Origin of the sequence: Cupriavidus sp. IK-TO18 (assembly GCF_015549295.1) — a bacterium.
Classification (GTDB): domain Bacteria; phylum Pseudomonadota; class Gammaproteobacteria; order Burkholderiales; family Burkholderiaceae; genus Cupriavidus; species Cupriavidus oxalaticus_A.
Genome location: NZ_JADGMP010000033.1, coordinates 78,648 through 104,302 on the forward strand (window position 1 = coordinate 78,648; position 25,655 = coordinate 104,302).

Annotated in this window: 24 protein-coding genes and 4 pseudogenes; 14 read left to right on the top strand and 14 right to left on the bottom strand. The window is 63.2% G+C overall.

Features of this window, described 5'->3' with window-relative positions:
- Positions 1-37: 37 nt before the first annotated feature.
- Positions 38-799, bottom strand: coding sequence for an SDR family NAD(P)-dependent oxidoreductase (locus IPF36_RS25760; RefSeq protein WP_135705960.1), 762 nt, complete (start codon positions 797-799; stop codon positions 38-40).
- Positions 800-840: 41 nt separating this feature from the next.
- Positions 841-1,581, bottom strand: a complete 741-nt coding sequence (locus tag IPF36_RS25765; protein WP_167884598.1) for an SDR family oxidoreductase — start codon at positions 1,579-1,581, stop codon at positions 841-843.
- 283 nt (positions 1,582-1,864) lie between these two features.
- Between IPF36_RS25765 and IPF36_RS25770 the strand changes: the two genes are divergently transcribed.
- Complete coding sequence (locus IPF36_RS25770) at positions 1,865-2,758, top strand: AraC family transcriptional regulator (protein ID WP_195431298.1); 894 nt, start codon at positions 1,865-1,867, stop codon at positions 2,756-2,758.
- A gap of 7 nt (positions 2,759-2,765) precedes the next feature.
- Here the strand turns inward: IPF36_RS25770 and IPF36_RS25775 are convergent, their stop codons facing one another.
- Genes IPF36_RS25775 through IPF36_RS25785 form a run of 3 tightly spaced genes read right to left on the bottom strand, consistent with a single transcriptional unit; the run spans position 2,766 to position 4,582 of the window.
- Positions 2,766-3,692 carry an NADP-dependent oxidoreductase gene (locus IPF36_RS25775; protein WP_195431180.1) on the bottom strand — a complete coding sequence of 309 codons (927 nt, stop codon included), beginning with the start codon at positions 3,690-3,692 and terminating at the stop codon, positions 2,766-2,768.
- A complete protein-coding gene (locus tag IPF36_RS25780) occupies positions 3,692-4,120 on the bottom strand; it encodes a nuclear transport factor 2 family protein (RefSeq protein ID WP_135705958.1) in 429 nt (142 codons plus the stop codon). The genes IPF36_RS25775 and IPF36_RS25780 overlap by 1 nt, the downstream gene beginning before the upstream one ends.
- Before the next feature lie 21 nt (positions 4,121-4,141).
- Positions 4,142-4,582, bottom strand: a complete 441-nt coding sequence (locus IPF36_RS25785; protein WP_195431183.1) for a DoxX family protein — start codon at positions 4,580-4,582, stop codon at positions 4,142-4,144.
- 92 nt (positions 4,583-4,674) lie between these two features.
- Between IPF36_RS25785 and IPF36_RS25790 the strand changes: the two genes are divergently transcribed.
- The gene (locus tag IPF36_RS25790; protein ID WP_135705956.1) at positions 4,675-5,577 is read left to right on the top strand and encodes a LysR family transcriptional regulator; all 903 of its coding nucleotides are present in this window, start codon (positions 4,675-4,677) and stop codon (positions 5,575-5,577) included.
- A 126-nt stretch (positions 5,578-5,703) separates the two neighbouring features.
- Here IPF36_RS25790 and IPF36_RS35165 read toward each other — a convergent pair whose 3' ends face one another.
- From IPF36_RS35165 to IPF36_RS34415, 3 genes are all read right to left on the bottom strand, one after another.
- Positions 5,704-5,919 (bottom strand): SymE family type I addiction module toxin, encoded by a 216-nt coding sequence (locus tag IPF36_RS35165; RefSeq protein WP_135705955.1) that lies wholly within the window; start codon positions 5,917-5,919, stop codon positions 5,704-5,706.
- A gap of 317 nt (positions 5,920-6,236) precedes the next feature.
- Entirely contained in the window at positions 6,237-7,760 is a 1,524-nt protein-coding gene (locus IPF36_RS25800; protein ID WP_195431186.1) for a M81 family metallopeptidase, read from the bottom strand.
- Between the two features lie 34 nt (positions 7,761-7,794).
- Positions 7,795-8,115 carry a hypothetical protein gene (locus IPF36_RS34415; protein ID WP_218959710.1) on the bottom strand — a complete coding sequence of 107 codons (321 nt, stop codon included), beginning with the start codon at positions 8,113-8,115 and terminating at the stop codon, positions 7,795-7,797.
- 22 nt (positions 8,116-8,137) lie between these two features.
- Between IPF36_RS34415 and IPF36_RS25810 the strand changes: the two are divergent.
- Positions 8,138-9,354 (top strand): annotated as a pseudogene (locus tag IPF36_RS25810) (RNA-guided endonuclease InsQ/TnpB family protein).
- 70 nt (positions 9,355-9,424) lie between these two features.
- On the opposite strand, the pseudogene IPF36_RS25815 reads toward IPF36_RS25810, so the two are convergent.
- Positions 9,425-9,766: pseudogene (locus IPF36_RS25815) on the bottom strand (D-serine ammonia-lyase); the annotation flags it as partial.
- Here IPF36_RS25815 and IPF36_RS34845 point away from each other — a divergent pair.
- The 9 genes and pseudogenes from IPF36_RS34845 (at position 9,759) to IPF36_RS25860 (ending at position 18,238) form a co-directional block, all read left to right on the top strand.
- Positions 9,759-10,091 carry a hypothetical protein gene (locus IPF36_RS34845; protein ID WP_255519900.1) on the top strand — a complete coding sequence of 111 codons (333 nt, stop codon included), beginning with the start codon at positions 9,759-9,761 and terminating at the stop codon, positions 10,089-10,091. The pseudogene IPF36_RS25815 and the gene IPF36_RS34845 sit on opposite strands and share 8 nt — an antisense overlap.
- A 525-nt stretch (positions 10,092-10,616) precedes the next feature.
- Positions 10,617-11,490: pseudogene (dapA, locus tag IPF36_RS25825) on the top strand (4-hydroxy-tetrahydrodipicolinate synthase).
- A 619-nt stretch (positions 11,491-12,109) separates the two neighbouring features.
- A complete protein-coding gene (locus tag IPF36_RS25830; RefSeq protein ID WP_135705952.1) occupies positions 12,110-12,670 on the top strand; it encodes a PAAR domain-containing protein in 561 nt (186 codons plus the stop codon).
- Complete coding sequence (locus IPF36_RS25835; RefSeq protein WP_195431189.1) at positions 12,667-13,308, top strand: hypothetical protein; 642 nt, start codon at positions 12,667-12,669, stop codon at positions 13,306-13,308. The genes IPF36_RS25830 and IPF36_RS25835 overlap by 4 nt, the downstream gene beginning before the upstream one ends.
- The gene (locus IPF36_RS25840; RefSeq protein WP_240745899.1) at positions 13,305-13,850 is read left to right on the top strand and encodes a hypothetical protein; all 546 of its coding nucleotides are present in this window, start codon (positions 13,305-13,307) and stop codon (positions 13,848-13,850) included. Before IPF36_RS25835 ends, IPF36_RS25840 begins: the two co-directional genes overlap by 4 nt.
- Before the next feature lie 277 nt (positions 13,851-14,127).
- On the top strand, positions 14,128-15,066 hold the full coding sequence (locus IPF36_RS25845; protein WP_135705950.1) for a LysR family transcriptional regulator: 939 nt from the start codon (positions 14,128-14,130) through the stop codon (positions 15,064-15,066).
- Positions 15,067-15,132: 66 nt separating this feature from the next.
- Positions 15,133-16,101: a tripartite tricarboxylate transporter substrate binding protein gene (locus IPF36_RS25850; RefSeq protein ID WP_195431192.1), complete on the top strand. Its 969-nt coding sequence runs from the start codon at positions 15,133-15,135 to the stop codon at positions 16,099-16,101.
- Positions 16,102-16,160: 59 nt separating this feature from the next.
- Positions 16,161-17,396 (top strand): CaiB/BaiF CoA-transferase family protein, encoded by a 1,236-nt coding sequence (locus IPF36_RS25855; protein WP_195431195.1) that lies wholly within the window; start codon positions 16,161-16,163, stop codon positions 17,394-17,396.
- On the top strand, positions 17,393-18,238 hold the full coding sequence (locus tag IPF36_RS25860) for an enoyl-CoA hydratase/isomerase family protein (protein WP_195431197.1): 846 nt from the start codon (positions 17,393-17,395) through the stop codon (positions 18,236-18,238). The genes IPF36_RS25855 and IPF36_RS25860 overlap by 4 nt, the downstream gene beginning before the upstream one ends.
- Before the next feature lie 103 nt (positions 18,239-18,341).
- Here the strand turns inward: IPF36_RS25860 and IPF36_RS25865 are convergent, their stop codons facing one another.
- The 4 genes from IPF36_RS25865 to IPF36_RS25880 all read right to left on the bottom strand — a co-directional run bounded on the left by IPF36_RS25865 (position 18,342) and on the right by IPF36_RS25880 (position 22,151).
- Positions 18,342-18,845 carry a GNAT family N-acetyltransferase gene (locus IPF36_RS25865; RefSeq protein ID WP_195431200.1) on the bottom strand — a complete coding sequence of 168 codons (504 nt, stop codon included), beginning with the start codon at positions 18,843-18,845 and terminating at the stop codon, positions 18,342-18,344.
- Between the two features lie 130 nt (positions 18,846-18,975).
- Complete coding sequence (locus IPF36_RS25870) at positions 18,976-20,148, bottom strand: acyl-CoA dehydrogenase family protein (protein ID WP_195431203.1); 1,173 nt, start codon at positions 20,146-20,148, stop codon at positions 18,976-18,978.
- Between the two features lie 66 nt (positions 20,149-20,214).
- A complete protein-coding gene (locus IPF36_RS25875) occupies positions 20,215-21,216 on the bottom strand; it encodes a tripartite tricarboxylate transporter substrate binding protein (protein ID WP_195431206.1) in 1,002 nt (333 codons plus the stop codon).
- Positions 21,217-21,344: 128 nt separating this feature from the next.
- Positions 21,345-22,151, bottom strand: a complete 807-nt coding sequence (locus IPF36_RS25880) for an IclR family transcriptional regulator (protein ID WP_133092362.1) — start codon at positions 22,149-22,151, stop codon at positions 21,345-21,347.
- A gap of 168 nt (positions 22,152-22,319) precedes the next feature.
- Here IPF36_RS25880 and IPF36_RS25885 point away from each other — a divergent pair, with 168 nt between their 5' ends.
- Entirely contained in the window at positions 22,320-23,579 is a 1,260-nt protein-coding gene (locus IPF36_RS25885; RefSeq protein ID WP_195431213.1) for a CaiB/BaiF CoA-transferase family protein, read from the top strand.
- A gap of 218 nt (positions 23,580-23,797) precedes the next feature.
- Positions 23,798-24,319, top strand: a pseudogene (locus IPF36_RS25890) (DNA-binding protein).
- A 104-nt stretch (positions 24,320-24,423) separates the two neighbouring features.
- Here the strand turns inward: IPF36_RS25890 and IPF36_RS25895 are convergent.
- Positions 24,424-25,440 carry a tripartite tricarboxylate transporter substrate binding protein gene (locus tag IPF36_RS25895; RefSeq protein ID WP_195431217.1) on the bottom strand — a complete coding sequence of 339 codons (1,017 nt, stop codon included), beginning with the start codon at positions 25,438-25,440 and terminating at the stop codon, positions 24,424-24,426.
- Between the last annotated feature and the right edge of the window lie 215 nt (positions 25,441-25,655).

The window sequence follows — 25,655 nt, forward strand, 5'->3', positions numbered from 1 at the left end:
CAAATTCCTTCAGATAAATATGCGGTCAAGACGTTGATCAAGGCAGGGCCACGCTCATGCCACCGTCGGCCATGACCACGGCGCCGACGATAAAGCTGGCCTTTTCCGATGCGAGGAAGGCGATTACCTCGGCGATTTCCTTGGGCTGTGCCGCGCGGCGGATCGGTGCCTTCTTGCCATGCTCTGCGAGGAACGCCTGGCCGTCGGCATGGATGTGGTTGGTAATGTTGGTAATGACATCGCCGGAGCCCACCGCATTGACGCGAATGCCGTGTTCGATGGCTTCCAGCGAAAGGGCCCGCGTCAACTGCGCCAGCGCGCCCTTCGACGCCGCATAGGCCGCAATCAACGGAAAAGCCTGATAGCAGGCGTAGGACCCCACGTTGACGATGGCGCCTGTCTTTGCCGGCAGCATGGCGCGCATGGCTTCCCGCGAGAATAGGAAAGCGCCCGTGGCATTGACGGCCTGAATGCCATTCCAGTCTTCCAGCGACATGTCCACCAGTGGCTTGTTGATGATGACCGCCGCGTTGTTGACGAGGATGTCGAGCTTGCCAAACCGGTCGATTGCCGTGGCAACGGCCTGTACGGCACTTTCCTCGCGCGCCACGTCGGCGACGATGGGAACGATGCCAGGTCGCGCCAGTGCTTCCACGTTGCTGCTGCGGCCAACGGCAATCACATTCGCGCCTTCGGCGTGAAGCAGTTCGGTCGTGGCCAGGCCGATGCCACTGGCTGCACCGGTAACGATGGCGACCTTGCCTGCAAAGGCGCCGCCTGCCGTGTTTCGTGATGTCATGATGTTCTCCTGATTGATTTGGGTTCCGCGTGCTGCCTGGATCAGAACGGGCTGGCGGTGGGCCGTACGACGATCTCGCTGACGTCGACTTCGGCGGGCTGCTCCACCGCGTATGCAATGGCGCGAGCGATGGCGTCGGGCGTAATGGCGATGCGACGGAACTCCTGCATCGCGCTACGCGCGGTGTCGTCAGAGATCGAATCGGCCAGCTCGGACTCCACGACGCCGGGGCAGATCACCGTCACGCGGATCTTGTCGGTCTCCTGGCGCAGCCCGTCGGAGATGGCACGCACGGCGAACTTGGTCGCGCAGTAGACCGCGGCAGTGGGCGACACGGAGAGTCCACCAATCGAGGAAATATTGATGATCTGGCCGAGCCCTTGCGCCTCCATCGTCGGCAGCACGGCGGCAATGCCATGCAGCACCCCACGAATGTTCACGTCGATCATCCGGTTCCATTCGCTGACCTTCAGGGCGTTGAGGGGCGAAAGCGGCATCACGCCCGCGTTATTGATGAGCACGTCGATGCGGCCGAAGGCATCGAGCGCGAAGCGGGCGAATGCCGCCACGTCATCGGCCGACGTCACGTCGAGCTCGCGGTAACGAACCACGCCGCCGGAGGCTTCGATCGATGCCGCCAACTCGGCGAGCCGGTCGGTCCGGCGTGCACCGATCACGAGCCGGTGTCCTTGCGCGGCGAGCAGGCGAGCGGCGCCCTCGCCGATGCCGCTGCTGGCGCCGGTGATCAGAATAACTTTCGATTCGTTGGTGGCGATTGCCATGTTGCATACTCCTATTGTTGGTTCGGATCTGACCGCAGGGTTCAGCGCTTGATGCGGCGCGCTCTGCAGTCACGTTTCGGCCTTCAATGAAGCGGTATGGTTCGTCGGCCGGTGAATGAATGATAGGGATGACCTGCCTGCAGGCGAATACACGGACCGATGCCGTTATTGCCTATTCCTATTGATCCGGCTGGTACGGTGTGCAAGACGCGGCTAGAATGGCGGCTGCAGGCAAACAACAGGAGGCTTTGTGTCCAAGGTCCGCTCCCCCGCTTCCGTCAAGATGGTTCGTTTGATCGAGAAACTGGCGCCCAACGAGGGCTACACGCAGTCGACGCTCGACAGCGTGCGGCTGATGCGTTCGGATCGGCCCCTTGGGCGCACACCGGTGCTATACGAGCCAAGCATCGTGATCGTGTGCCAGGGCCGCAAGCTTGGCTTTCTGGGCAATGAGGTCTATGTCTACGACGCGCAGCACTATCTTGTACTGTCGGTACCGCTGCCGTTTTCCACGGAAACCCAGGCTTCGCCAGAGGAACCCATGCTGGCGGTGTCCATCCGTCTGGACCTCCTCGAACTCAGCCAACTGATCACGCAGATCGGTGCAGCGGGAGATCTGCCTGAAGAGCCACCCAACGGCATGGTGTCTACGGAGCTGGACGAGAATCTGGCCGGTACAACCGTCAGGTTGCTGGAGGCATTGACCGTGCCGATGGATGCCCGGATCCTGGGTCCGGGCCTGGTGCGGGAAATCTGCTACCGCGTGTTAACGGGGGCACAGGGAGGCGCGATGCGTGCCGCTCTCGCTCACCACGGGCGCTTCGGCCGCATCGCAAGAGCGCTGAAGCGTATCCATGCGGATTATGCGGCGCCCCTGAATGTCTCATGCCTGGCTGAAGAGGCCGGCATGAGCGTGCCAGCGTTTCACGCCAACTTCCGCACGGTGACCCAGACGTCGCCAATCCAGTACATCAAGTCCACCCGCCTTCATCAAGCGCGCCTGATGATGATTCGCGACGGGGTCACCGCTGCGGCAGCAGCGGGGCGGGTCGGCTACGAGAGCACTTCGCAGTTCAGCAGGGAGTTCAAGCGGCTTTTCGGGCGAACGCCGGTTGAGGAGGCACGCGACATGCGCGAGTCTTTCACCCTGTCACCGGCGGTTCGCTTTGGCGCCTAGGCGCACTCTACTGGGCCACGGCCACAACGACCTTGCCTTTCACGTGGCCGCCCTTGCTGTGGTCGAGCGCCTGGCTAACGTCTGAGAGCACAAAGACCGAATCGATCTGGGTACGCAGATCGCCCGATGCATGGAGCGTAGCCAGTTTCTCGAGCTGGGGCGCGTCGCTACGCGTAGCGAAATGTCTGCCGGTCGCCTGCGTTCCTTTGGCTCGAGCTGCGTCGGGCCTTGCCACCGTCGACACCAGGGTGCCGCCCGGCTTCAGCACCGACCATGAACGCTCCTGAGTTTCACCGCCAATCAGGTCGAGGACGAGGTCCAATCCCGAGACCCGCGCGGCGAAATCCTCGGTGCGGTAGTCAATAAAGGCATCGGCGCCGAGGCTTGCTACATATTCGCGGCTCTGGGCTGAACCGGTGCCGATGACGTGGGCGCCGGCCAACTTGGCAAGCTGCACGGCCGCAGTGCCTACGCCGCCTGCGGCCCCGTGGATTAGGACCGACTGCCCGGCTTGCAAGCCCCCATGCTCGTGGAGCGCCTGCCATGCCGTCAGCGTTGCAGCGGGAATCGCCGCGGCTTCCGCGAAAGCCAAGGACGCAGGCTTGCGCGCCAGGCGGCTGGCGTCCACGACGGCGCGCGTGGCGAAAGCCCCGACAATCCCGATGAATCCCATCACTTCATCGCCCGGCTTCAGTCTTGTGACGTTGCGCCCCACGGCGATGACGGTCCCTGCAGCATCAACCCCAGGGGTGAAAGGCAACGGCAGTGGAATAAACGCCCGCATGGCGCCACTGACGATCTTCCAGTCAATCGGATTCACCGATGCCGCGGCAATGTCGATCAAGACTTCGTTGTCGCCCGGTACGGGGTCGTCCGCCTCGACCAGCGTCATGCCGCTGGGGCTGCCGTAGCCAGTTACTTGGATGGCTTTCATCAGATGCTCCTGGAAGCGACGCCCACTACAGGCGCGTCAAGGGCAAGGGCTGCCTGAACCGGGTCGAAATACTCGCGCAGATGCACGATGCGACCGTCGCGGGCTGTCAGAAACACGACATACTCCTGGCGGTAGGTACGGCCGGTCGCCGCGATCAGGCCCTCCCCACGCACCCGAGCAATCGCCTGCTGCGGATCGTCCGTCGCAGTCACGATGGCATCGGAGAAGCGAAAGTTCCTGACCGCCCCCACGAACCAGCTCGCATGCCGCAGCACAGATTCACGTCCTTCGAGTTTCAGCGGATGACCCAGGCTGGGTGCGTACGGCAGATCCCAGACGATGCTGTCGGCGATTAGTTCCTGCCATTGCTCCGGCTTGTCGACTAGGAACTGGAGATGTTGCTCCAGAAGCGTTGTGGCAATGCTCATGATGTCTTCTCCTGCGATGTGTCAGGCGGCAACGCGCTTGGCCGGCGCGCGACGGTTGTCCAGACTGAAGGCGCCGGGGCCGAACGCCACTACCTGCAGGAGGCCACCGGCCATCGCCAGGTTTTTCAGGAAATGGAACATCTGATTCTGGTCAGCGAGCGCGTGGTGAAAGATCAGCGCGGTCACGACAGCGTAGGCAGCAAGCAGGAGAGCCACCACGCGCGTCTTGTAGCCAATGACCAGGAGTGCGGCGCTCGCCAGTTCCAGCACCAGTGCGCCAATCAGTCCGAGCGCTGGCGCGGGCAGACCCAGCGATCCGATATAGGCCATCGTTGCGCCAGGTGCCATCAGCTTGCCGAAGCCGCTGATGAAAAAGATGACCGCGATGAGGGTGCGGCCAACGGCGGGGATGGCGGAGTTTTCGTTCAGCGAGGTGTTCAGGTTCGAGTTCATAGTGTTCATCCTTTCAAAGAGTGGATGAACGAAGATTAGAGACTTGACAACCATCAAGGTAGCCTATATTTCTAGATGCAATCCATCTACTCTATAGATATATGCTCGATGCCGTCTCGCTGGACCAGCTTCGCACCTTCATCGCTGCCGCCGACGAAGGCAGTTTCTCCGCCGCAGGCCGCAAACTCCGGCGAGCGCAATCCGTGGTCAGCCATACGCTGGCCAACTTAGAGAGTCAGATCGGCGTGCAGCTCTTCGATCGGGCGGGCCGTTATCCAAAGCTGACGGACGAAGGATCGGCCTTACTTGCGCAGGCGCGGCTGGTGGTGGGTGGCATGGACGGGTTTAAGGCGAAGGCGCGGACAATTTCCGACGGACTCGAGCCCGAGCTCTCTGTCGTGGTGGACGTCATGTATCCAATGACATCACTGACAGACGCCGTCGGTGCATTTCGAAGCGAGTTTCCGCACACACCATTACGCCTTTACGTCGAAGCGCTGGGTGCTGTCATGCAGCCGGTACTCGCCCAGACATGCCGGCTCGGAATCAGCGGCTCGATGCCATCGGTCCCAGAAATTCTCGATGCCGAGAAATTGCTGGATGTGCCAATGATTACGGTCTCTGCCTCGTCCCATCCCCTGGCATCAACGAATCGGATCCTAGGGCCGGTGGATCTCAAGGAGCACGTCCAACTCGTGCTGACGGACCGCACGACCCTCACAGAGGGCACCACTTTCGGCGTTTTCTCTCCACAGATATGGCGCCTTGCCGATCTAGGAGCCAAGCACGCATTCTTGCGCGCTGGCTTTGGATGGGGCCATATGCCGGTGGCAATGGTTCAGGATGACCTGGACAGCGGCAAGCTAGTGCCCCTGCGACTCGAAGCGTTCCAGCCACATACGCCGCCCATCGCCATGTTTGCAGTCTTTAGGAAGGACACACCGCCCGGGCCTGCTGGAAGGTGGTTTCTCAAGCGCCTCAGAGACGCAGGCGACACCCACTAACGAGCATCACTGCGGGGAGGCTATGTCTCCTAGTCATCCGTTGCCAGCCAGACGCAGTAACGACATGACGGACCAAGATGGGTCGGTAGGTGCCGTCGCCGGCGCCCACCGGATTGACTGTCTACGTTACTCCACCCAAATAACTATCCGCTTATGCTGAACTCTAACCTTCAGGGATTGGCCGACGCTGAATCCAGCCCGCTCCAACCAAAGACCTCGCAAGCGAATCCAAGGGATCGTCCGCAGACCAGTGAAGTTATTGCTGTTACTTGGAACAGCCGGGAATTGAGTCCGACTAATCTTGATAGTCCGTACGTGCGTGCCAGTGGATTTGATTTTCATGGCGGCTCCTGAGAGGATGACCGCAAGCTGTCCGGGTGCGGTAAGGCCGCTGCGAGAGTGTGTTCATCACTTGACGATGAAATAGGCTACGCATGACCGTTGCCGCTGGCAATCTCCTATAAGGGCACGTCAGGCACCACGATGGCCCGGCGATCGGCTAGGAGGCCAAGACGTCAAAGATCCCTCGGAAGAATTACGCGAAGGAGGCTGGGCACATGCTCCCCACGCGCGTGGGCCTGTTCATCGGGATAGCCGCTGCGGCCGCCGCGATTGCGCACGGGGCACCCAACTCGTTTGATGACGTAGTCTCGCTTCCGTCATGCGACATCGGCACCGCCATCGAAGCGCACCTCATCCGACAAGGGCCAAAACGCCCCAGCGAGCCTTTCACGCGGAAACGACGCAATCGCAGCTGTACTCAAGCCCTCACTGTCGACAGAAATGATCTGCTTAGCCACCGTCCGATATCCAGCACGGAAGTGGTTGGCCCCCTTGATCGCAACGAGCTTGTACCCAGTGACATCCAGCCCATGCAGCACAAACGGCTCGACATCAAAGATCTGCTCGGCACGCGAAGCCACGATGACATCGACACCGTTGATGATGAGGCGACACATCACCCCCAGGTCGAAGCGAACACCTTCGAACATCGATCCAGGGCGATTCACGAAGCGCCCGTCCGTGATGCATTTCACATAGGCATCGGCCTCAATGGGCGCGCCCTGGAAGCGGCCTTGCTTGCCACCCAGTGAGACCCTGATCGTGACGCCGACACCCGCGCGCTGTGCTTGTGCAACCACGGCAGCATCATTGATCGACGCGAAACAGCACGTGCCGGCGGGCGGATTGGCGTCCAGTAACGCACGAAGCAGATGCGTGCCGTCTCCGGGTGTGCCGCCGCCCGGGTTGTCTGCGTACTCGTTGACAACGACAGGCCCCTCTGCCGCCGACAGGGCAAGGGCGACGCCCTGTGCGGGGGGCGGAAACGTCGAACGGAACGCCTCGCGATGCGACCAGATCCATTGCGCGACTTCGTCGACGCAACGCTGCGCAAGCGCGGCGTCTCCGCTTGTGGTGCACACGACCGCCGGGCAGGGGGCCGCGATATCCGCGTAGGGGAAGCCGTGGAACCACGAGCAGTCGATGACGCCGGGCTGTGCGGCCAGCTTCCGGCAAACGTCGTTGACTTCCGCTGGGATGAACCCGTCTTGTGTCGTCACGATGTACGGCAGCATCGGCAGGCGTCGCATTGCGGTGACCGGTTTGAGCCCGCCCCGAATCATCTCAAGCAGCAGCTCGACGGCTTCGACGGCCCGGTCATGGAAGTCGGTATGCGGATACAGCTTGCACGGCAACGTCAGGTCGCAAGCGTCGCGCATCGCGTCCGTCATGTTGCCGTGCAAATCGTAGACCGCGGCAATCGGGACACCCGGCCCGACCAGCGCACGAACGGCAAGCGCCAGGTCGCCTTCGACGTCTTCAGTGCCGTCGGCGACACCGGCGCCATGCAGGGCCAGCAGCACGCCGTCAACCGGCAGCGCAGCGCGAATGCCTTCGAGGATGTCTTGCTTCATGGCGGCATACGCGCCGGCTTCGATCGTGCCCGAGGGCGTCGCCTGCCCGACATAGGTGGGAATGAGCGTGGCGCCGGTCCTGCGCGCGCCTTCGATAAAGCCGCCCACCTGATGATTCGATTTGTCGAACGCCGCCAGGATTTCGTTGCCCCGATACTGCTCGAACGCGCGCAGCGGCGTCATGCCCGCGAACTCGGCGGCGTACGTGTTGGTCTCGTGGATGAGTCCGGCAACGGCCAGGCGGACGGGCAATTGGTCTGAAGTCACGGGAATGCCTCCGGGAGCTATGTGTTGCGCGCGATCAGCGATTGACCTTCTTTGGATCAAAGCTTAGGGTGATCAGGGCGCTGGCGGCAAGCGCGCCGGCGATGATAAAGATAGCCGGCGCGGTGCTGTGGTACGTGTCGCGGATCCAGCCGATCAGGTACGGGCTGACGAAGCCGCCAAGGTTCGCCAGGCTGTTGATCGGAATGCGCGTCAAACCTCGTCCTTCAGGGCGAGGAAGGATAGCGCGGACGCCACAGGCGTCCATTTCAGCGGTTAGTGTGGCGTCTTCTAGATCAAATGCACGCGCATCAGAAAGACGCAATGCCTGCCGTGCCGAATGCGATTTCTCTCTCATTGGCCAACTTTATAATGGGCCGATGCAACGACTTCAAGCCTTCAAATACGAACTGAAGCCGACCGGCGAACAGCAGCGCGACATGCGCCGCTTTTCCGGATCGTGCCGATTCGTCTACAACAAGGCGCTGGCGTTGCAGAAGGGAAACTACGAGGCCGGCGGCAACTTCATCGGCTATGTCGCCATGGCAAAGCACCTGACGGGATGGCGCAACGGGCCGGAGACACCGTGGCTCAAGGACTCTCCCGTTCATCCGCTGCAGCATGCGCTCAAGGACTGGAGCGAGCCTACAAGAACTTCTTCGCCAAACGGGCCGCGTTCCCGCGCTTCAAGAAGAAGGGGCAACGCGACAGCTTCCGCTACCCGGACCCGAAACAGATCAAGCTGGATCAGGCCAACAGTCGTATCTTCCTGCCCAAACTTGGATGGCTGCACTAACGAAACAGCCGGAATGTGCAGGGCGAGGTGCGCAACGGTACAGTATCCATGAGCGCGGGCAAGTGGTTCGTCTCGATCCAGACGCAACGTGAGGTCGAGCAGCCCGTGCCTCAGGGCACCAGCGCCGTCGGCATCGATGTTGGCGTGACACGCTTTGCGACACTCAGCGACGGCAGCTACCTTGCACCGCTCAATAGTTTCAAGCGGCACGAAGCTCGGCTGGGCCGAGCGCAGCGGACGATGAGCCGCAAACAGAAATTCAGCAGCAACTGGAAGAAGGCGAAAGCCCGCGTCCAGCGCATTCTCGCCCGCATCGGCAATGCCCGCCGCGATTACCTGCACAAAGCCACGACCACGATCAGCCAAAACCACGCGATGGTGTGTATCGAGGACTTGCAGGTGAGGAGCATGTCCAGGTCGGCAGCGGGCAGTGCCGAGAAGCCGGGCAAGAACATTCGGGCCAAGTCCGGCCTGAACAAAGCGATTCTGGATCAGGGCTGGTTCGAATTCCGCCGCCAGTTGGAATACAAGCTGGTATGGAACGGCGGCTGGCTTGTCGCAGTGCCGCCCGAGAACACGAGCCGGACGTGTCCGGCGTGCGGTTGCGTAAGCGCGGACAACAGGCTTACGCAAGCTCGGTTCGCCTGCATCGAATGCGGTTTCGAGGAAAACGCCGACGTGGTCGGCGCGATCAACGTTTTGGCGCGGGGACACCGCGTTGCAGCCTGTGGAGAGCCGGTGCAGTTAGGCCGCTCTGCGAAACAGGAACCCACCGAAGTGGCTGCGCAGCTCACCGCGTAGCGCCGTAGGAATCCCCTTCCATTCCGCCGACAAGCGGCGACCGAAGGTCGAGGGAGAGGAGGATGTCAACGTCGGGGACGGTGAACACGCCGGCGAGTTGGGAACCCATCAACGGGCTGACCAGATGCGATGCCTGGCCGACGGCGAGGCCATCGGCGTCGGTCCGGTTATCCAGGCCGATGTGGTAGACGGATACGGGAGCTTGCGCACCTGAGGCCAACTGCACCAGTACGCACGGCGAGGCCACGGGCTCGGCGAAGAAGCAGTGTACATGTTCGCCGAACAGTGCCTTGAGACCGTAAGTGATACCACCCGGTGCGCCGCCGACACCGCAGGGCAGATAGACGAAGAGCGGATGCGCGGCATCCACGACGCGGCCGGCTTCGGACGCGGAAGACATTGACGTGGCAGTTCGCTACGACCCCGTCCGCTACAGACAGTTGCACGCTGACGTTTTGCTGGATGAGTACCTGATTCCTGTGGCCACGCCCGAGTACCTCGCCCGGCATTCTGGGTTATCTGATGGCGCTTCGCTCGACGGCGTCGTGTTGCTGCATGACGCATCTCCATGGGTCGGCGCAGCCGAGTTCGTGGAATGGCGGACGTGGCTTGAGGCCTTTCATCCGGCATGGATTGCGCAGCTGGAGGGGCCGCAATTCAATCTGTCGAGCCTTGCCATCAGCGCGGCGCTGAACCACCACGGGGGTGGCGATGGGGCGCACGGCCCTGGTCTATGACGAGATCAGGAGCGGACGGCTGGTGAATGTCTTCGGCAAGCACGTACGCGCGCCGGCGCGCTACATGCTGCATTCTCGTAATCCTGAGGATCGGCGCACGACCATTTTCTCTACGTGGCTTAAGGCCGAGTGTGCGCGCTTTGATGCTGCGCGAATGGAGTTGTTTTCGCTGGATGCCGTACCGCGAAGAGCCGGGTTGGGGGCGTTGATTCGATAGCCCCTTGGAGGAGAGCCCTTCCAAGCCAGGCTTGACGAGATTGCGGAGAAGCGGATAGATTGACGCAACCATGAGCCGCCGCCCCGCCTCCCTCTCTCTTGATCTCACTGCGAACCAGCCGCAGTGGGGCGCGCGCGCCAAATTCAAAAAACAGTCGCTCATCTGACCGGAGCGCGCTGTTCCGTCAGTTGAGCGACGGAGCAGCATCAATCTAAAAGACGGTCTGCCAATCCCCCTTACTGTCTTGAGCGCATCTTGCTCCGTCGCTTGCCTGTGCGGTTTCCGAATCGGTCGATCCGGAGCATGCAATGCAAGAAGTGGAATATCTCTATCGTGGTATCTGGCTACCCCTGGTCACCCCTTTTCGCGCTGCGGCGGCTAGTGGCCTATTACCGCTGCAGCGGCCTGGCGGGATTGGTGGTGTGCGGCAGCACCGGCGAAGCCGCCGCGCTCGATGAGGCGGAACAGTTGGCGGTGCTGGATACCGTGCTGGCCGAGGTCGGGGAGTTGCCGGTCATGATGGGCCTGGCTGGCAACAATCTCCGGCATGTGCTTGGCCGTCTGGACAGGATTGGCGAACGTCCGCTGGCGGGGGTGCTGGCGCCTGCACCGTACTACATAAGACCGTCGCAGGAAGGATTGAAGGGGTATTTTCGCGAGCTGGCCGACAGATCTCGGGCACCCTTGGTGCTTTATGACATCCCCTACCGAACCGGTGTGACGCTGAGCGCCGAAACGCTGCTCTCGTTGGCAAGCCACGGCAATATTCGAGGAATCAAGGACTGCGGCGGCAATGCTGAAACCACGCAAGCGTTAATCGCCGATGGCCGCCTGGCAGTTCTCGCGGGAGAGGATCACCAACTGCTTGCCACGCTATGCATGGGCGGGCAGGGCGCGATCGTTGCGTCAGCGCACATTCGGCCTGATCTCTTTTCGGAGCTGTGGCGCGCTGTGGATGACCAGCGCCTGAGCGTTGCCCGCGAGCTTTTCCATGCCCTGATGCCGCTGATTCGGCTGATGTTTGCAGAACCTAACCCTGGACCGGTCAAGGCATTACTGGCCAGGCAAGGCTTGCTGTCTGAGGAACTGCGTTTGCCAATGATGCCGGCTTCAACAGCGCTCGCCGAGCAATTGGCAATTGTTTGTGATGCCTTGGACGCGGTACACGCGAATGCGTTGTAACTGAGCAGGTTAGATGTGGGCGTACGGTCGCCCGTATGCCTTCATAAGCGCAGCCCGGAGATATTCGGCGCAACACTGGACTATGGCCGCCGTGCTCAATCGACGGCGCTTCCTTAGCCATTGACTCCCGCCATCTTGCGACATCGGCACCGCCATCGACCCGCACCTCATCCGACGAAGGCCAGAATTCTCCAACGAGCCTTTCACGCGGGAAACGACGCAATTGCAGCCGTACTCAAGGCATCTGCTTCGATCGAAGCAACAGGAAGCGGCCTTGCTTGCCGCCAAGTGACACCCTGATGGTGGCACCGACACCTGCGCGCTGTGCTTGTGCAACCTAAATTCTGATACGAATTCATTTCATTCAGATTCGGAACCGTCCTATGGCGGGGCGGGCGCCCCTAGTGGAAGCATGGCTGTGTCGAATTGGGTCGTTGAATGTTGGTCCGATTCGCTCATCCTTTTCCCTCTAAGGAATGCTAAACCTTGCGTAGCGCTTTCCACAGCGGCCCACCCTTGCGGACACATCCCCACACTACGCCGGACCTATGTATTCTGGTCCGCTACCAACCCAAAAAAGACGACGTCTTTTACGCCAACACCGCCATAAGGAGTTGTAATGCCTGATATTCGCTATGCTCTGCTAGATGGGGACAAGACCAACGCAAACGGTGTACTCATCGCCACCGGCGAGAGCATGTTCCATCACGGTGTGAAGGTGGGTGTCGAAGGCGACTATGCAACCTGTCTGGCCTGCAAGGCTGGCGGGCCTGTGATGAACGACTGTTACCCTGCCTTTGATCTGCGTGGGAAACAAATATTGGTGAGCGGCGCGCGCGTCTATTGCAAGTGCCCGACCAACCCGATAGTCATCCACTCCCAGACCAATTTCACCATAGAAGTAAACCGGATGGGGCACTATGCGCCGCCACTCTCATCGGGGCCAAGCTCCAGCGTAGTATCGGCAAGTCACGATACGCAAATCATTGAGCAATACTACGAGCTTGTTGATGCCGAGACCGGCGCGGGGGAGGAAGGTTATCGCTATGACCTATTTGTTGAGGGGCAGCGGATTAGCCAGGATACCCCGTTTGGCAGCGGAGCAACCCCGACGGTGCGCGGTGGCGTGTCCATGGAAATCGTCATGTGGCTGGACAAGGCAAAGGAAACACGAGCATGACAGAAGTATCAAGATCGGCGTCGGCAAGTTCAGCTCTGTCTTCTGAGGAGCGTCTGTTGGCAGCTATCGCCTATGGCGAGTCGTCAACAAGGGACCTGTACGAAGAAATGGCCGCACTGGCAAGTGTGATGGTCCGTCAGATGAAAGCCAGGGGCTATTCCACCATCGATGCCTTTACATCGAAGGACAAGAATTTTTCATTTGTGAGAGCAGTCGGCAACGCGCGCTACGCTAAGTTAATGAAGGCCACGGAGAAAGACATTGAAAAGAGCCCGCCTATGTCCGATGCAGTCAAGGCCGCACGAAATGCTTTCTCAGGAGGCGTAGACTTCTCGAATGGCGCGTATTTTTGGGATGGAGCAGACATAAAGTCTAACTACAAGCATCACGCGAAAGTAAAGTCCGGAATCCATATCACGGATCCTGTTCACAATATTTACGGAATCAGCGACTCAGGGAAGACGAAAATTCTGTACAAAACAGTCAAGAAGAAGGTAGGCGGACAGGTGAAGACTGTGCGGGAGGAGGTTGGACGCTACTCCTGGGTCTATGAATCCACCGCAGGCGTAGGCGGCACCATCTTCTGGCGTTATGGCCGGGATTGGGTGACAGTCACCCGTGCGAAGGAGTACAGATGATACGGCCCACCATTCTGGCTTTGCTTGTCGCACTTTCAGTTTCTGCACATGCCGAACTGGTGCCGGAGGCGGTCATCGATAGTTGCCTGCTATTTGACAAATCGACTGACGCTTCGGTTTCTATTGTCCCAATTGAAGGGGAGGCGCATCTGATTGATGATGTAACGGTACCCGGCCATCGGCTATTTATACCTGCCAGCGACAGAAACAGGCTTCGGATTGGCTATGCGACCAGCAAGCGCGGACTCAAGGATTATATCTTCGTAGGTACACATCGTGGCTACATCATGCGAGCGGTTGCGGTCGGCAAATTCCGGCCAGCAAGAGTTGAGGAACCGGGCCTTGCAGCTTTTGCATTGTTGCGCCAGCGTGGACTTCAATATGTGTGCCTGATGGAAAGCAACGGCAACGGCAGTGCGGCTTTTGTGAGATCGGCCTTTGTAGGCCGAATTCCACCCTCGAAAGGCTCCGCACTGAAACTGTTCTACAAGGTGGCAGACGTGAAGAAGTTCAATGCATTCGATGGCGCAGAGCGCTTTTGATGCGGACTTAGCTTCCATCGCTTCAGACAACAAGCTTAGATGTAAGGAGGATGGCGGGACGACACAACGATTACAGTCCGGCCTAGCCGCGAAGCGCATCAATCATCAGCGGCTGCCCCGGTCCCGCCCAAATACTCGTTCGAGGGTTGCATGGGAATCTGCAATTGCCGAGATCGCTTGAGCGGTGGAAAATCGGGCCGCCACGGCTCTTTTTTCGAAGGGCCCAACCCCAGCCCGGCAGCCTTTCTTCCGCAACGACGCAGCAGATGCGACCATCGTGACGTCCTCCGCCTCCTCTCGCCTTCCTCGGCTGCATTTCGACCTGACCACTGTCCAGCTCTTCATTGCCGTCGCCGACCTGGGCAGCATCACCCGCGGCGCCGAACGCCTCCATCTGGCTCCCGCCGCCGCCTCCCGCCGCATCCTCGAACTGGAAGCCCAACTAGGCGTCTCGCTGTTCGAGCGCCTTCCCCATGGGATGGCTTGCACTGAAGCCGGCCGCGCACTGTTAGCCCACGCCCGCGGCATCACCCACACCGTCCAGCGCATGCAGGACGACGCCGCCTCCTTCGTCGGCGGCGACCTGGGCGTGGTACGCGTTGCCGCCCCAAAGTCAGCAGTCATCCAGTTCCTCCCCTTCGACATCCAGCGCTGCGCCACCGACTGCCCCGGCGTCCGCATCGACCTCCAGGAAATGAACAGCCTGGAAGTCCAGCAATCCCTGCGCCGCGGCACCGTGGACATTGGCATCTACGAAGGCAGCCTGGGCGTCGTGGACCTGCCGACCGCGCTCTACCGGACCGACAAGCTGGTGCTGGTGGTGGCGCGCGGCCACGCGCTGGCCAAGCGCAAGCAGGTCACCTCGGAAGACGTGCTCGACTGCGACCTGATCGTCCTCGGCGAAAGCTCGGCCATCTCCATCGGCCTTGAACGTCTGGCCGAGGAAGCCGGCCGCGTGCTCCATATGCGGATGCGCGTCGGCGGCTTCGACAGCATCGCCGCACTGGTGGCCCAGAACCTGGGCGGCGGCGTGATGCCGGAGGCGATTGCGCGCGAGGTGGCAGGCGGTAGCCGCTTCGTGCGTTTGCCGATCGCGGAAGATTGGGCGCGACGCCAGTTCGTGCTCTGCCACCGGCCCCATGGCGCACTTTCCTCCGCCGCGCTCAGCGTCCTGGAAGTGCTTGCGCAAAACGCGAAACCAGAATCCCCAAAATAGCGATAGCCCTTGGCGCGCGCATTGCGGAAGATGGCTCCATAACGATTAGTACTACGGAGACACGCAATGCAGCGCAGACAATTCATCCTGGCCGCAGCGGCCGGACTGGCGATGCCCGGCCTGGCGCGCGCCGCCGCTGACGTACAAGGGCCGGTGCGCATCGTAGTGGGGTTTGCCCCCGGTGGCGGCACGGATGTGCTGGCGCGCGTGATCGGGCAGAAGCTCGGGGTCATGTGGAATACCAGCGTGCTGGTGGAGAACAAGCCCGGCGCGACCGGCGCGATCGCCGCCGCCTATGTGGCCAAGCAGCCGCCGGATGGCACCACGCTGCTGATGGCCCACGTCAACAGCCATGCGATCGCCCCGGCGCTGCTGGACGTCAAGTACGACCCCCGCGCTGATTTCACCCCGATTTCGATGGTGGGCGTCACGCCCAATATGCTGACCTGCCGTCCGGAACAGAAGGTGCGCACCGTTTCGGACATCGTGGCGCTGTGCCGGCAGAAGCCCGGAAAGATCTCCTTCGGTTCGTCCGGCATCGGTTCGGCGCAGCATCTGGCGCTGGAGATGTTCCGGATGCAGGCCAGGATCGACGTGGTGCACGTCCCGTACAAGGGCTCGGGCCCGCTGGTGGCGGACCTGATGGGCGGCCAGATCGACTATGCGTTCGACACGATGACCGCCGCCACGCCCTTTATCCAGCAAGGCAAGGTGATCGCGATCGCGCAGACCCGGCTCAAGCGCGCGGCCAGCCATCCCAATGTGCCGACGCTGGCGGAGTCGGGCTTCCCCGGCCTGGACGCTGCGTCGTGGTACGGCCTGGTGGGGCCGAAGGGCATGCCGCCGGCGCTGGTGCAGCGCATGAACGCGGACGTCAACCGCGTGCTGGCGATGCCCGATGTGGCCGAGCGCCTCAAGAGCTTTGGCGCCGAGGACTCCGGCGGCACGAACCAGCAGTTCGGCGCCTTCATCGCGTCCGAGTCTACCAAGTGGGCCAAGGTCGTGAAGGACGCCGGCGTGAAGGCCGAGAGCTGATGGCGCGGAGCCGCCGCGCCCACATCCGCCGACTTGTCGAATTTCCCAGGAAGCACCCGATGACTGATTTCACCGATTCCGGCGCGCAAGCGCCTGCCACCAAACTGCCGCTGTCCGGCGTGCGCGTGCTCGACGTCAGCCAGGTCATGGCCGGGCCCTACGCGTGCATGCTGCTGGCCGACCTCGGCGCCGACGTGATCAAGATCGAACCGCCAGAAGGCGGTGACCAGACGCGCGGGGCGATGGGGTTCAAGATGAAGGGCCCGGACAGCATGGGCTTCCTCAACATGAACCGCAACAAGCGCAGCGTCACGCTGGACCTGAAGACCGAATCCGGCCGGGAGGTGCTCTATCGCATGGCGGAATCGGCCGACATCCTGGTGGAGAACTACCGCCCCGGCGTGATGAAGCGCCTGGGGATCGACTACGAGACGCTCAGCAAGATCAATCCGAAGCTGGTCTATTGCAGCATCTCGGGCTTCGGCCAGAGCGGGCCGTGGGCCGGCCGGCCGGGCTTCGACCTGATGGCGCAGGCGATGTCGGGCGTGATGAGCGTCACCGGCTATCCCGGCGGCGCGCCGGTGAAGGCGGGCGTGCCGGTGGCCGATATCGGCTGCGCGCTGTTCGCGACCTACGGCATGCTGTCGGCCTATATCGGCGCCAAGGAGACGGGGAAGGGGCAGTATGTCGACGCGTCGCTGTTCGACTCCGCGCTGGCATTCTCGGTGTGGGACACCTGCGAGTACTGGGGCACGGGCCGCGAGCCCGAGCCGCTTGGCACGGCCAACCGCATGAGCGCGCCCTACCAGGCGATGAAGGCCGCCGACGGCTACTTTGTGATGGGGGCTACCAACCAGAAGCTGTGGCAGCTTCTGTGCAACACGCTCGACCGGCAGGACCTGCTGGCGGATGAGCGCTTTGCCACCGTGGCGCTGCGGCTGGCCAACCGGCAGGCACTGATCACGGCACTGGAAGAGAGCTTCGCCAGGCAGGGCGCCGACTACTGGATCGAACAGCTGCTGGAAGTCGGCATCCCTGCCGGGCCGATCCTGACCTACCCGCAAGCCTTCGACAGCGAGCATGGCCGTCACCGCCAGATGCGTATCGAGATCGATCACCCGATCGAGGGCAAGGTGCCCAATATCGGCTTCGCGGTGAAGATGGGCGGCACGCCGCAGCAGGTACGCCGGCCGCCGCCGCTGCTGGGCCAGCATACGGAAGAAATCCTGGCCGAGCTGGGGCTGTCGAAGGACGAACAGCAGTCGCTGGCCGCGGCCGGCGCGTTCGGCGCATGAACGCCGCGCAGCCGCCGGGAGGCGGTCAATCCGGGGCGAGCCAGCGTGAAGGCGGTGCTGGCAGCGACGGGCAAGTCCGGCTCACGGTGCAGGGGCAGGTCGCGACGCTGACCTTCGACCGCCCGGCCGCGCGCAACGCGATGACGTGGGCGATGTACGAGCAACTCGCCACGCACTGCCGCGCGCTCGCGGCGGATGGCAGCGAGGGCGTGCGCGTGGTGGTGCTGCGCGGGGAGGGCGGGGAGGCCTTTGTCGCGGGCACTGATATCGCGCAGTTCCGGCAATTCTCGAATGGCGATGACGGGGTGGCCTACGAAGCGCGCATCGACGAGGGCATCCGCCTGGTCGAACAGCTGCCGATGCCGACCGTTGCCGTGATCGAGGGCTGGGCGGTGGGCGGCGGGCTTGCCATCGCGACCGCCTGTGATTTCCGCGTGGCGACGTCCAAGGCCCGCTTCGGCGTGCCGATCGCCAAGACCCTCGGCAACACGCTGTCGGCGCTGAACCTCGCCAAGCTGCGCGCGGCGTGGGGCTTGCAGCCGGTGCGGCGCATGCTGCTGCTGGCGCAGATCCTGGACGCCGATGCCGCATTGGCGTGCGGATTCCTGGAAGGCGTCTATGCTGCCGAGTCGCTGGAGAGCGAGGTCGCTGCGCTATGCAGCCGGCTTGCCGCGCTGGCGCCTGTTACGCAGACGGTCGTCAAGGAGGCCTTGCGGCGGCAGACCGTGGAGGCGGTGGCCGATACCGATGATCTCGTGCGCCTGTGCTACGGGAGCGAAGACTTCCGCGAAGGGGTGGAGGCGTTTGTAGGCCGGCGGCCGCCGGAGTGGAAGGGGCGTTAAACGTGCAGGCTGGCCCGGCGCGAATGATGGTTCGCGCCGGGCCATTATCGTTTACCGTCAAGCGGCCTTCCTCGCCTCGGAAGCATCCGGCTGTGTGCGCGCATCACCGCGCTGGCACTTCATAAATCAGCCGCACATATTTCGGCGCAGGCTGGCTGTCCACTACCACGCCGCCCATCGCCTCCGGAATCCGCCGGCTTGCCCAATTCTCTTCCGCCACCGGATAGATGAACCGCGGCGGCTGCAAGGCAGCCATCGCCCAGTCTTTCACCGCCAGCACGGCCTCCATTCCATAGCCGTGGCCGTGGGCGTCTTCCCGGATCCAGATGCCGAATTCCGGCGCGGGCGTATCGGCGTGATGCAGCCCGGCCAGTCCCAGGAATTGGCCGTCACTCGTGCGGCGGATGGTAAAGATAAAATCCGATCCGTCGTCCATGGCCGGCAGCCAGGCTTGCCAGACGTCACGGAATGCGGCCGGGGACGGGGCGGGTTCCCATTCCATGTAGCGTGCCAGGGTTGGCGTGATGCAAGGCCATACTTCGTCGGCATCGGCGCGGGAGAAGGGGATCAGGGCGAGGCGTGCCGAATGGATCGTTGGTGCGGACATGGCGTTCTCGATGGGAGATCAGGCACCTTCATTATTGCGCACAAGAATCCATTCGACCGGTACTACGCATTGCTTTGGGGGAATCAAGCGGCTGTCATTCGTTGACCGTACGCATGGGTGTACCTGGGCGTTACCCTGCCCGATCCAGCACTCCTTCCCGCGCCTGCATCGTCCGCTTTGCAATATTCAACTGGTGAATCTGCGTGGTCCCCTCATACAACCGGAACAACCGCACATCGCGATAAAACCGCTCCGCCACGGTACGCGCCATATACCCGCTGCCGCCAAAGGTCTGCACCGCACGATCCGCCACGCGTCCGCACATTTCAGAGGCGAACAGCTTGCACATCGATGCCTCCATAGTCACGTCCTCGCCGTTGTCGCGGCGGCGGGCGGTTTCCAGTACCAGCGCGCGCGCGGCGTGGATGTCGGTGTTGCTGTCGGCAACCATTTGCTGCACCAGCTGGTAATCGGCGATCGGCTTGCCGAACTGGCGCCGCTGGCTCGCGTAGCGCACCATCTCGTCCACCAGGCGGATGGCAGGGCCGATGCACAGGCCAGCCAGGTTGATGCGCTGCTTGTTGAGCGCCTTCATCGCCGTCTTGAAGCCGACGCCAGGCTGGCCGCCGACGATGGCGGTGGCGGGCACGCGACAGTCCCGCAGGTAGACGTCGCCCACCGGCGAGCCGTGCTGGCCCATCTTGCGTTCCGGTTCGCCGGTGCTGATGCCGGGCGTGCCGCGTTCGACCAGGAAGGCGCTGATGCCGTGCGCGCCAGGGGTATCGGAGTCGGTGCGCGCGAAGACGGTGAACAGGTCGGCGATCGGTGCGTTGGTGATGAAGCATTTGCTGCCGTTCAGCACGTAATGGTCGCCCTCGCGCCGGGCCGATGTCAGCAGCGAGGTGGCGTCGGATCCGGCTTCGGGCTCGGTCAGCGCGAAGCAGCCGGTCAGCTCGCCCGATGCAAGCCGCGGCAGGTAGCGCGTCTTCTGCGCTTCGGTGCCGTCGACGACCAGCGACTCGGAGGCGATGCCGGTGTTGCCGCCGAAGCGCGCGCGGAAGACGGTCGCGGCCTGCGAAACTTCGATGTTGACGAGCGTCAGTTCTTCGGACGTCAGCCCCGCGCCGCCATAGGCCTCGGGGATGCTGTGTCCGAACAATCCGAGTTGTCGCATGGCGTCGACCACCGGTTCAGGGATGACGTCGTCGCGGTCGATGTCGGCTTCGAGCGGAATGCAGGTGTTGAGGACGAACTGGCGGAGGTCGGCAAGCAGGGCTTGCATGCGGGCGGCGTCGCGGATCATGGGAGCGTCAGGTGGGTAGGTGTCTGGGAAGGAGCGGGATGTGTCTTGCCGTGTGGACGACAGGCGCTACTGGGCGCTGATGCCGGCGGTCTTCAGCACGCGGGTCCACTTCTTCGACTCGCTGTCCAGGTAGCGGTCAAAGGCCGGTGCGGATTGCGGGGCTACGTCCATGCCGATGTCGGCCAAACGCTTGACCACGGCAGGATCGCTGACGGCCTGCGCCGCGGCGTCGGCGAGCTTGCGCACGACGGCGTCGGGGGTGGCGTGCGGCGCGACCAGTCCGAACCACGCGCCTACTTCATAGCCGGGCAGGCGCGCAACTTCGGCGACGGTGGGAATGTCCGGCAACGCCGCGGACCGCTTGGCGGAAGTCACCGCGAGTGCGCGCAGCTTGCCGCTCTGGACCTGCTGGCGGGCGATCGCCGCGGTCAGCGCCATCATCGACACGCGCGCGCCCAGCACGTCCGTCAGCGCCTCGGGCTGGCCCTTGTACGGCACATGCATCAGCTTGACCTCGGTCATTTGCGCGAGCAATTCGCCGGAGAGGTGGTTGGAGGTACCCAAGCCGGCGCTGGCGTAGGTCAGCGCACCGGGCTGGCTGCGCGCGGCGTCAAGCAGTTCAGGCAGGGTGCGCAGGCGCGACGATGCGGGGACCACGATCACGTTGGGCACCACGCCAAAGCCGGCAACCGCGCGGAAGTCGCGGGTGCCTTTCCAGTTGATCGCGCTGTTGAGCAGCGGCCCGACCACGTAGCTGGGACTGACGGCAAGCAGGTTATAGCCGTCAGGCGTGGCCTTGGCAGCGATGTCGGTGCCGATGGAGCCGCCCGCGCCGGTGCGGTTCTCGACGATGACAGGCTGGCGCAGCAGCAGGGCCATGCGCTCGGCGGTGACGCGGGTGACGGTGTCGACCACGCCGCCGGCCGAGAACGGCACGATGATGCGAATGGGGTGGGCGGGGAACCTGTCGGCACTGTCGGCGGCGCCAAGGGCCACGGCAGGCGCGAGCGCGGCGCAGCCGCACATGGCGGCCAGCAGGCGCCGGCGTGCTGTTTGAGAGGATTGCATCTTGTCTCCTGGTCTGGGATGTTCCCGTGGTTTCCCGATAAGGCCGCAATCTCGCCGGATCGCTTGGCGCCTCCTTGCTACAACCTCCGCGGCGTCGTCACCGCTTGTCGTCACTGCCTGGCATCACATCAACGCGCGCACGCCAGCTCGATCTGCCTGACGCCTTCGCGCAACTTCTGCGCGACCGTGCGCGCCAGCATGTCGTCACGGTCGCGCGCGGCGGCGACGGTGCAGTTCAGCGCGAACGGGTCTTCATGCAGCGATTGCCGGATCGGCACGGCTATCGCGTGGATGTCCGTTCGCCATTCGCCGCGGCTAAGGCAAAAGCCATGCGCCGCGTAGTGCGCCTGTTCCGCAATCCACATCGGCTGCTCCCGTTCGAAGCGCCCGGCATCTTCCACGCGCAGCCGGTTCAGCACCGCGGCGCGCTCTTCCGCCCCGCACGCCAGCAGCACGGCGCGGCCGATCGAGGTGGACAGCAAGGGCCGCGTACTCCCGATGTCGGGCTGGTACACGTTGCCCGGATCGACGCGGCAGCTGTCCACGTACACCACCGTCAGCCGCTCGCGCATCCCCAGGTTCACCGTGCACCCGGTTTCGCGGGCGATGGCTTCCATATATGGCCGCGCGATCTGGCGGATAGCCAGCCCGGCAAGCATCGGATACGCCAGCGCCAGCACGCCAGCGCCGAGCCGGTACTTCTGGTTGCCCGGCACCCGGCTCAGGAAGCCAAGCAGGCTGAGCGTGTACGTCAGGCGCGACACCGTTGCCTTGGGCAGTCCGGTCCGCGCCACGATGTCCTGGTTGCCCAGCACCGGGCTGCCCGGCGTGAACGCCCGCAGCACGTCCAGCCCGCGAGCCAGGTTGCTGGCGAACTGGCGATCGGTTGAGAGTTCGTCGGCGCTGGCAAGGCCGGGCAGTGGAGTGCGTTCCATGTCTGGCGGCGGTCTGTTGGCATTCATGCTCGGATCCGTGAGGGGGCTCGTCAATGTTGTAGCACGACGGTTCCGCACAGCGAAACCGTGCTTGCGCCCGGCGAGCGGGGCTGTCAGTTTGGATCGCAGCAACCTGCGCCCAACCCCAAAACGAAGAGACAGATCCCAATGCCGAACGCGTCACCCGACCACGCCGCCACGGCGGCAACGCCTTGCAACACCCACACCGACGCCGGCACCGGCCCGCTGGCGGGCGTGCGTATCCTGGACATGGCCACCGTGGTGGCGGCACCGTTCTCGGCCACGCTGTGCGGCGACATGGGCGCCGAAGTCGTCAAGCTGGAACTGCCCGATGGCAGCGATCCGCTGCGCTCGCTTGAACCCGTCACCGACGCGCACGCGCTGTACTGGAAAGTGACCAACCGCGGCAAGCGCGGCATCTCGCTGGACGTGCGCACACCGCGCGGCAAGGAGATCTTCCTGAAGCTGCTGCCGCAGTTCGATGTCCTGGTCGAGAACTTCCGCACCGGCACGCTGGCGCGCTGGGGGCTGGATATCGAGACCCTGCGCGCGGCCAATCCCGGCCTGGTGGTATTGCGGCTGACCGGCTTCGGCCAGACCGGACCGTATGCGCAGCGGCCCGGGTTTGCGCGGATCTTTGAAGCGATGAGCGGGTTCACCAACCTGGCAGGCTCGCCGGAGAGCGGGCCGATGCACATGAACTACCCGGTCGGCGACATGGTCGCTGGCTTGTTCGGCGCCTTTGCCATCGCCACCGCGGTGGCGGAGCGGCGCGCGCGGCCGGACCTGCCTGGCCGCGAGATCGACCTGGCCGCCACTGAAGCACTGTTCCGGCTGCTGGAGCCGCTGGCGGTGGAGTACGAGCAACTGGGCCGCGTGCGCCAGCGCGCGGGCAATCGGACTACCTATGCGGCACCGTCGAATATGTACCGGACCTCGGACGACGTCTGGGTCTCGGTGGTGGCGTCGTCCGATGCCACCTTCCGCCGCCTGGCAGAAGCGATGGCGGCGCCGCAGCTCGCGTGCGCGGCCGACTACGCCACCAACGCCGGCCGCGTGCGTAATCTCGATGCGCTCGACGCGCAGATCGCGGCCTGGTTTGCTGCGCGGTCCTACGCGGACGCGGCGTCGGCGCTCGAGGCGTGCCAGGTGCCGTTCAGCAAGGTGTTCAGCATCGCCGACATTGTCGAAGATCCGCAGATGCGCGCGCGCGAGGCGATCGTGCGCCTGCCGGATGCCGAGCTTGGGTCAGTGCCGGCGCCATGCGTGGTGCCGAGATTCTCCGGCTACGCACCGGCCGCGCCGCGCTGCGGTCCGGCCGTGGGCGAGCACAATGCGCTGGTCTATGGCGCGTTGGGACTGGGGGCGAGTGAGTTGCGCGCACTGAGGGAAGCGGGCGTGATCTGAATCGTTTCAGTTCTTGCCGACTGGTGCCGCCGAAAGAACTTAGCGTGCGCGAAGGACACACCGATTGCAGTGTCCTCTCAGTGCCGCTTTAAGTCCCTATTTCACACTCCTTCGATTCATAGGCTTTCGTCTGCGTTAGTTGTCATATGACAACTAACGCAGACGCACTTAATCTTGGAGACAGGACCACGGTTCAATCTGCAGAAGGCGAAGTAGCTATGGAATATTCTTTCACCCTCAGATATCAACTATCACCGGACGATAACAATCCCGATGCCCTGGTCGAACGCCTGTAGGAGGCGGGATGTGACGACGCAATCGTCGGGACGGGCGTGGCGGGCCGGATTGCAGTCGCCTTTGACCGTGATGCGGAGTCCGCCATGGACGCCATCATGAGCGCGCTCGCCGACATAAAGCGTGCCATACCATCCGCAATGCTGATCGAAGCCGCGCCGGATCTGGTCGGCCTGACGGATATTGCCGATGCGATCGGAATGTCCCGCCAGAACATGCGCAAACTGATGATCGGCCATCCCGAGTCATTTCCGCCGCCGGTGCATGAAGGCGCCAGTTCGCTATGGCACCTGCGCGAGGTCTTGTTGTGGATGAGCAAAAACAGCTACGAGATAGAGCGGACACTGATTGAAACGGCATCCACGACCATGCAAGTCAATCTGGCAATGCGCGTCAGGGACGTGAGCCCTGCAATGGAGCGCCGGTTCCGGCCGTTGGTGGCCTGATCAGCGCTTCCGGTTGCCCCTGTCAGCGCACCACACCCCGCTGCGGCATGCCGTAGCCAGTTGGTGCGCTGGTTCCGCAATTACGGCGTCTGACGCATGCCAGCTCAATCCAGCCGGATGTTGTACTCCTTGATCACATTCCCCCAATAAGCCTGGTCGGCCTTCGCCACCGCCGCGAACGCCGCCGGGCGCGAAGTCTTGACGATCAGCCCCAGGTCGGCCATGCGTTGCCGGATATCGGCCGCGGCCATCACGGTCTCCACATCCGCGGAAATCTTCTCGACGATAGCCTGCGGCGTCCCGGCCGTGGTGAACAGGCCGAGCCAGGCCGGGCCGTCCAGCCCCTTGTAGCCGAGTTCCTGGAAGGTGGGCACGTCGGGCAGCATCGGCGCGCGCGTGTTGCCGGTCACGGCCAGCGGCTGCAGCTTGCCGCTGCGCGCATGCTGGCGCACGGTCATCGGCGACAGCGTACCCAGCGAGATCTGGCCCCCGATCAGGTCGGTGGCGATCGGCGCCTCGCCCTTGTACGGGACGTGCAGCAGCTCGACGCCGGCACCGGTCGTGAACACCTGCATATAGAGATGGGCGCCGGTGCCGATGCCATAAGTGCCGTAAGAAAGCTTGTTCGGCTGCGACTTGGCCAGGCTCACCACCTCGGGCAGCGTGCGTGGCATGGCGCTGTTGGCGGTCAGCACCAGGCTGGAGGTGCACAGCTGGCCGATGGCGGTCAGGTCGCGCAGCGGATCGAAGGGGGGCTTGGCCACCATGTAGGGCGTCTGCACCAGGCTGGGCAGCGCCAGCAGCAGCGTGTAGCCATCGGGCGCCGCCTTGGCCACCACGTCGGCGCCGATCATGCCGCCGACGCCGGGGCGGTTCTCGACGATGACCGGGCGCTGCCACAGCTTGCCGAGCGGTTCGCCAAGCGCGCGTGCCAGCACGTCAGTGGCGCCGCCCGGCGGGTAGGGCACGACCAGCCGCACCGGCCTCGACGGATAGTTCAATACGGCGGACTGGGCTGACTGGGCCCGGGCATGGCCAAGGCCAAGGCCAAGCGCCGAGGCCGTGGCGGCGAGGGAACCTGCACCCAGCCACTGCAGGGCTTTGCGTCGGTCAGCTTGCATGGTGTTTCCTCCTGGTTGTGACGTCCTGGTTGTCTTGTCGCGCCTTGCGCGCATGGCAAACGGCAGCGTACGGGCCGCTGCCGGCGCGGCACATCGGCGCTATGGACGAGACAGTGGGATGGTATTTACCCCGAGGAGCAAACGGCGATGACAGCGCTGCCGTGAAATCTTTCAACACACTCGGCAAGAAATCTAAATTCCTTTTCAGTAACCGT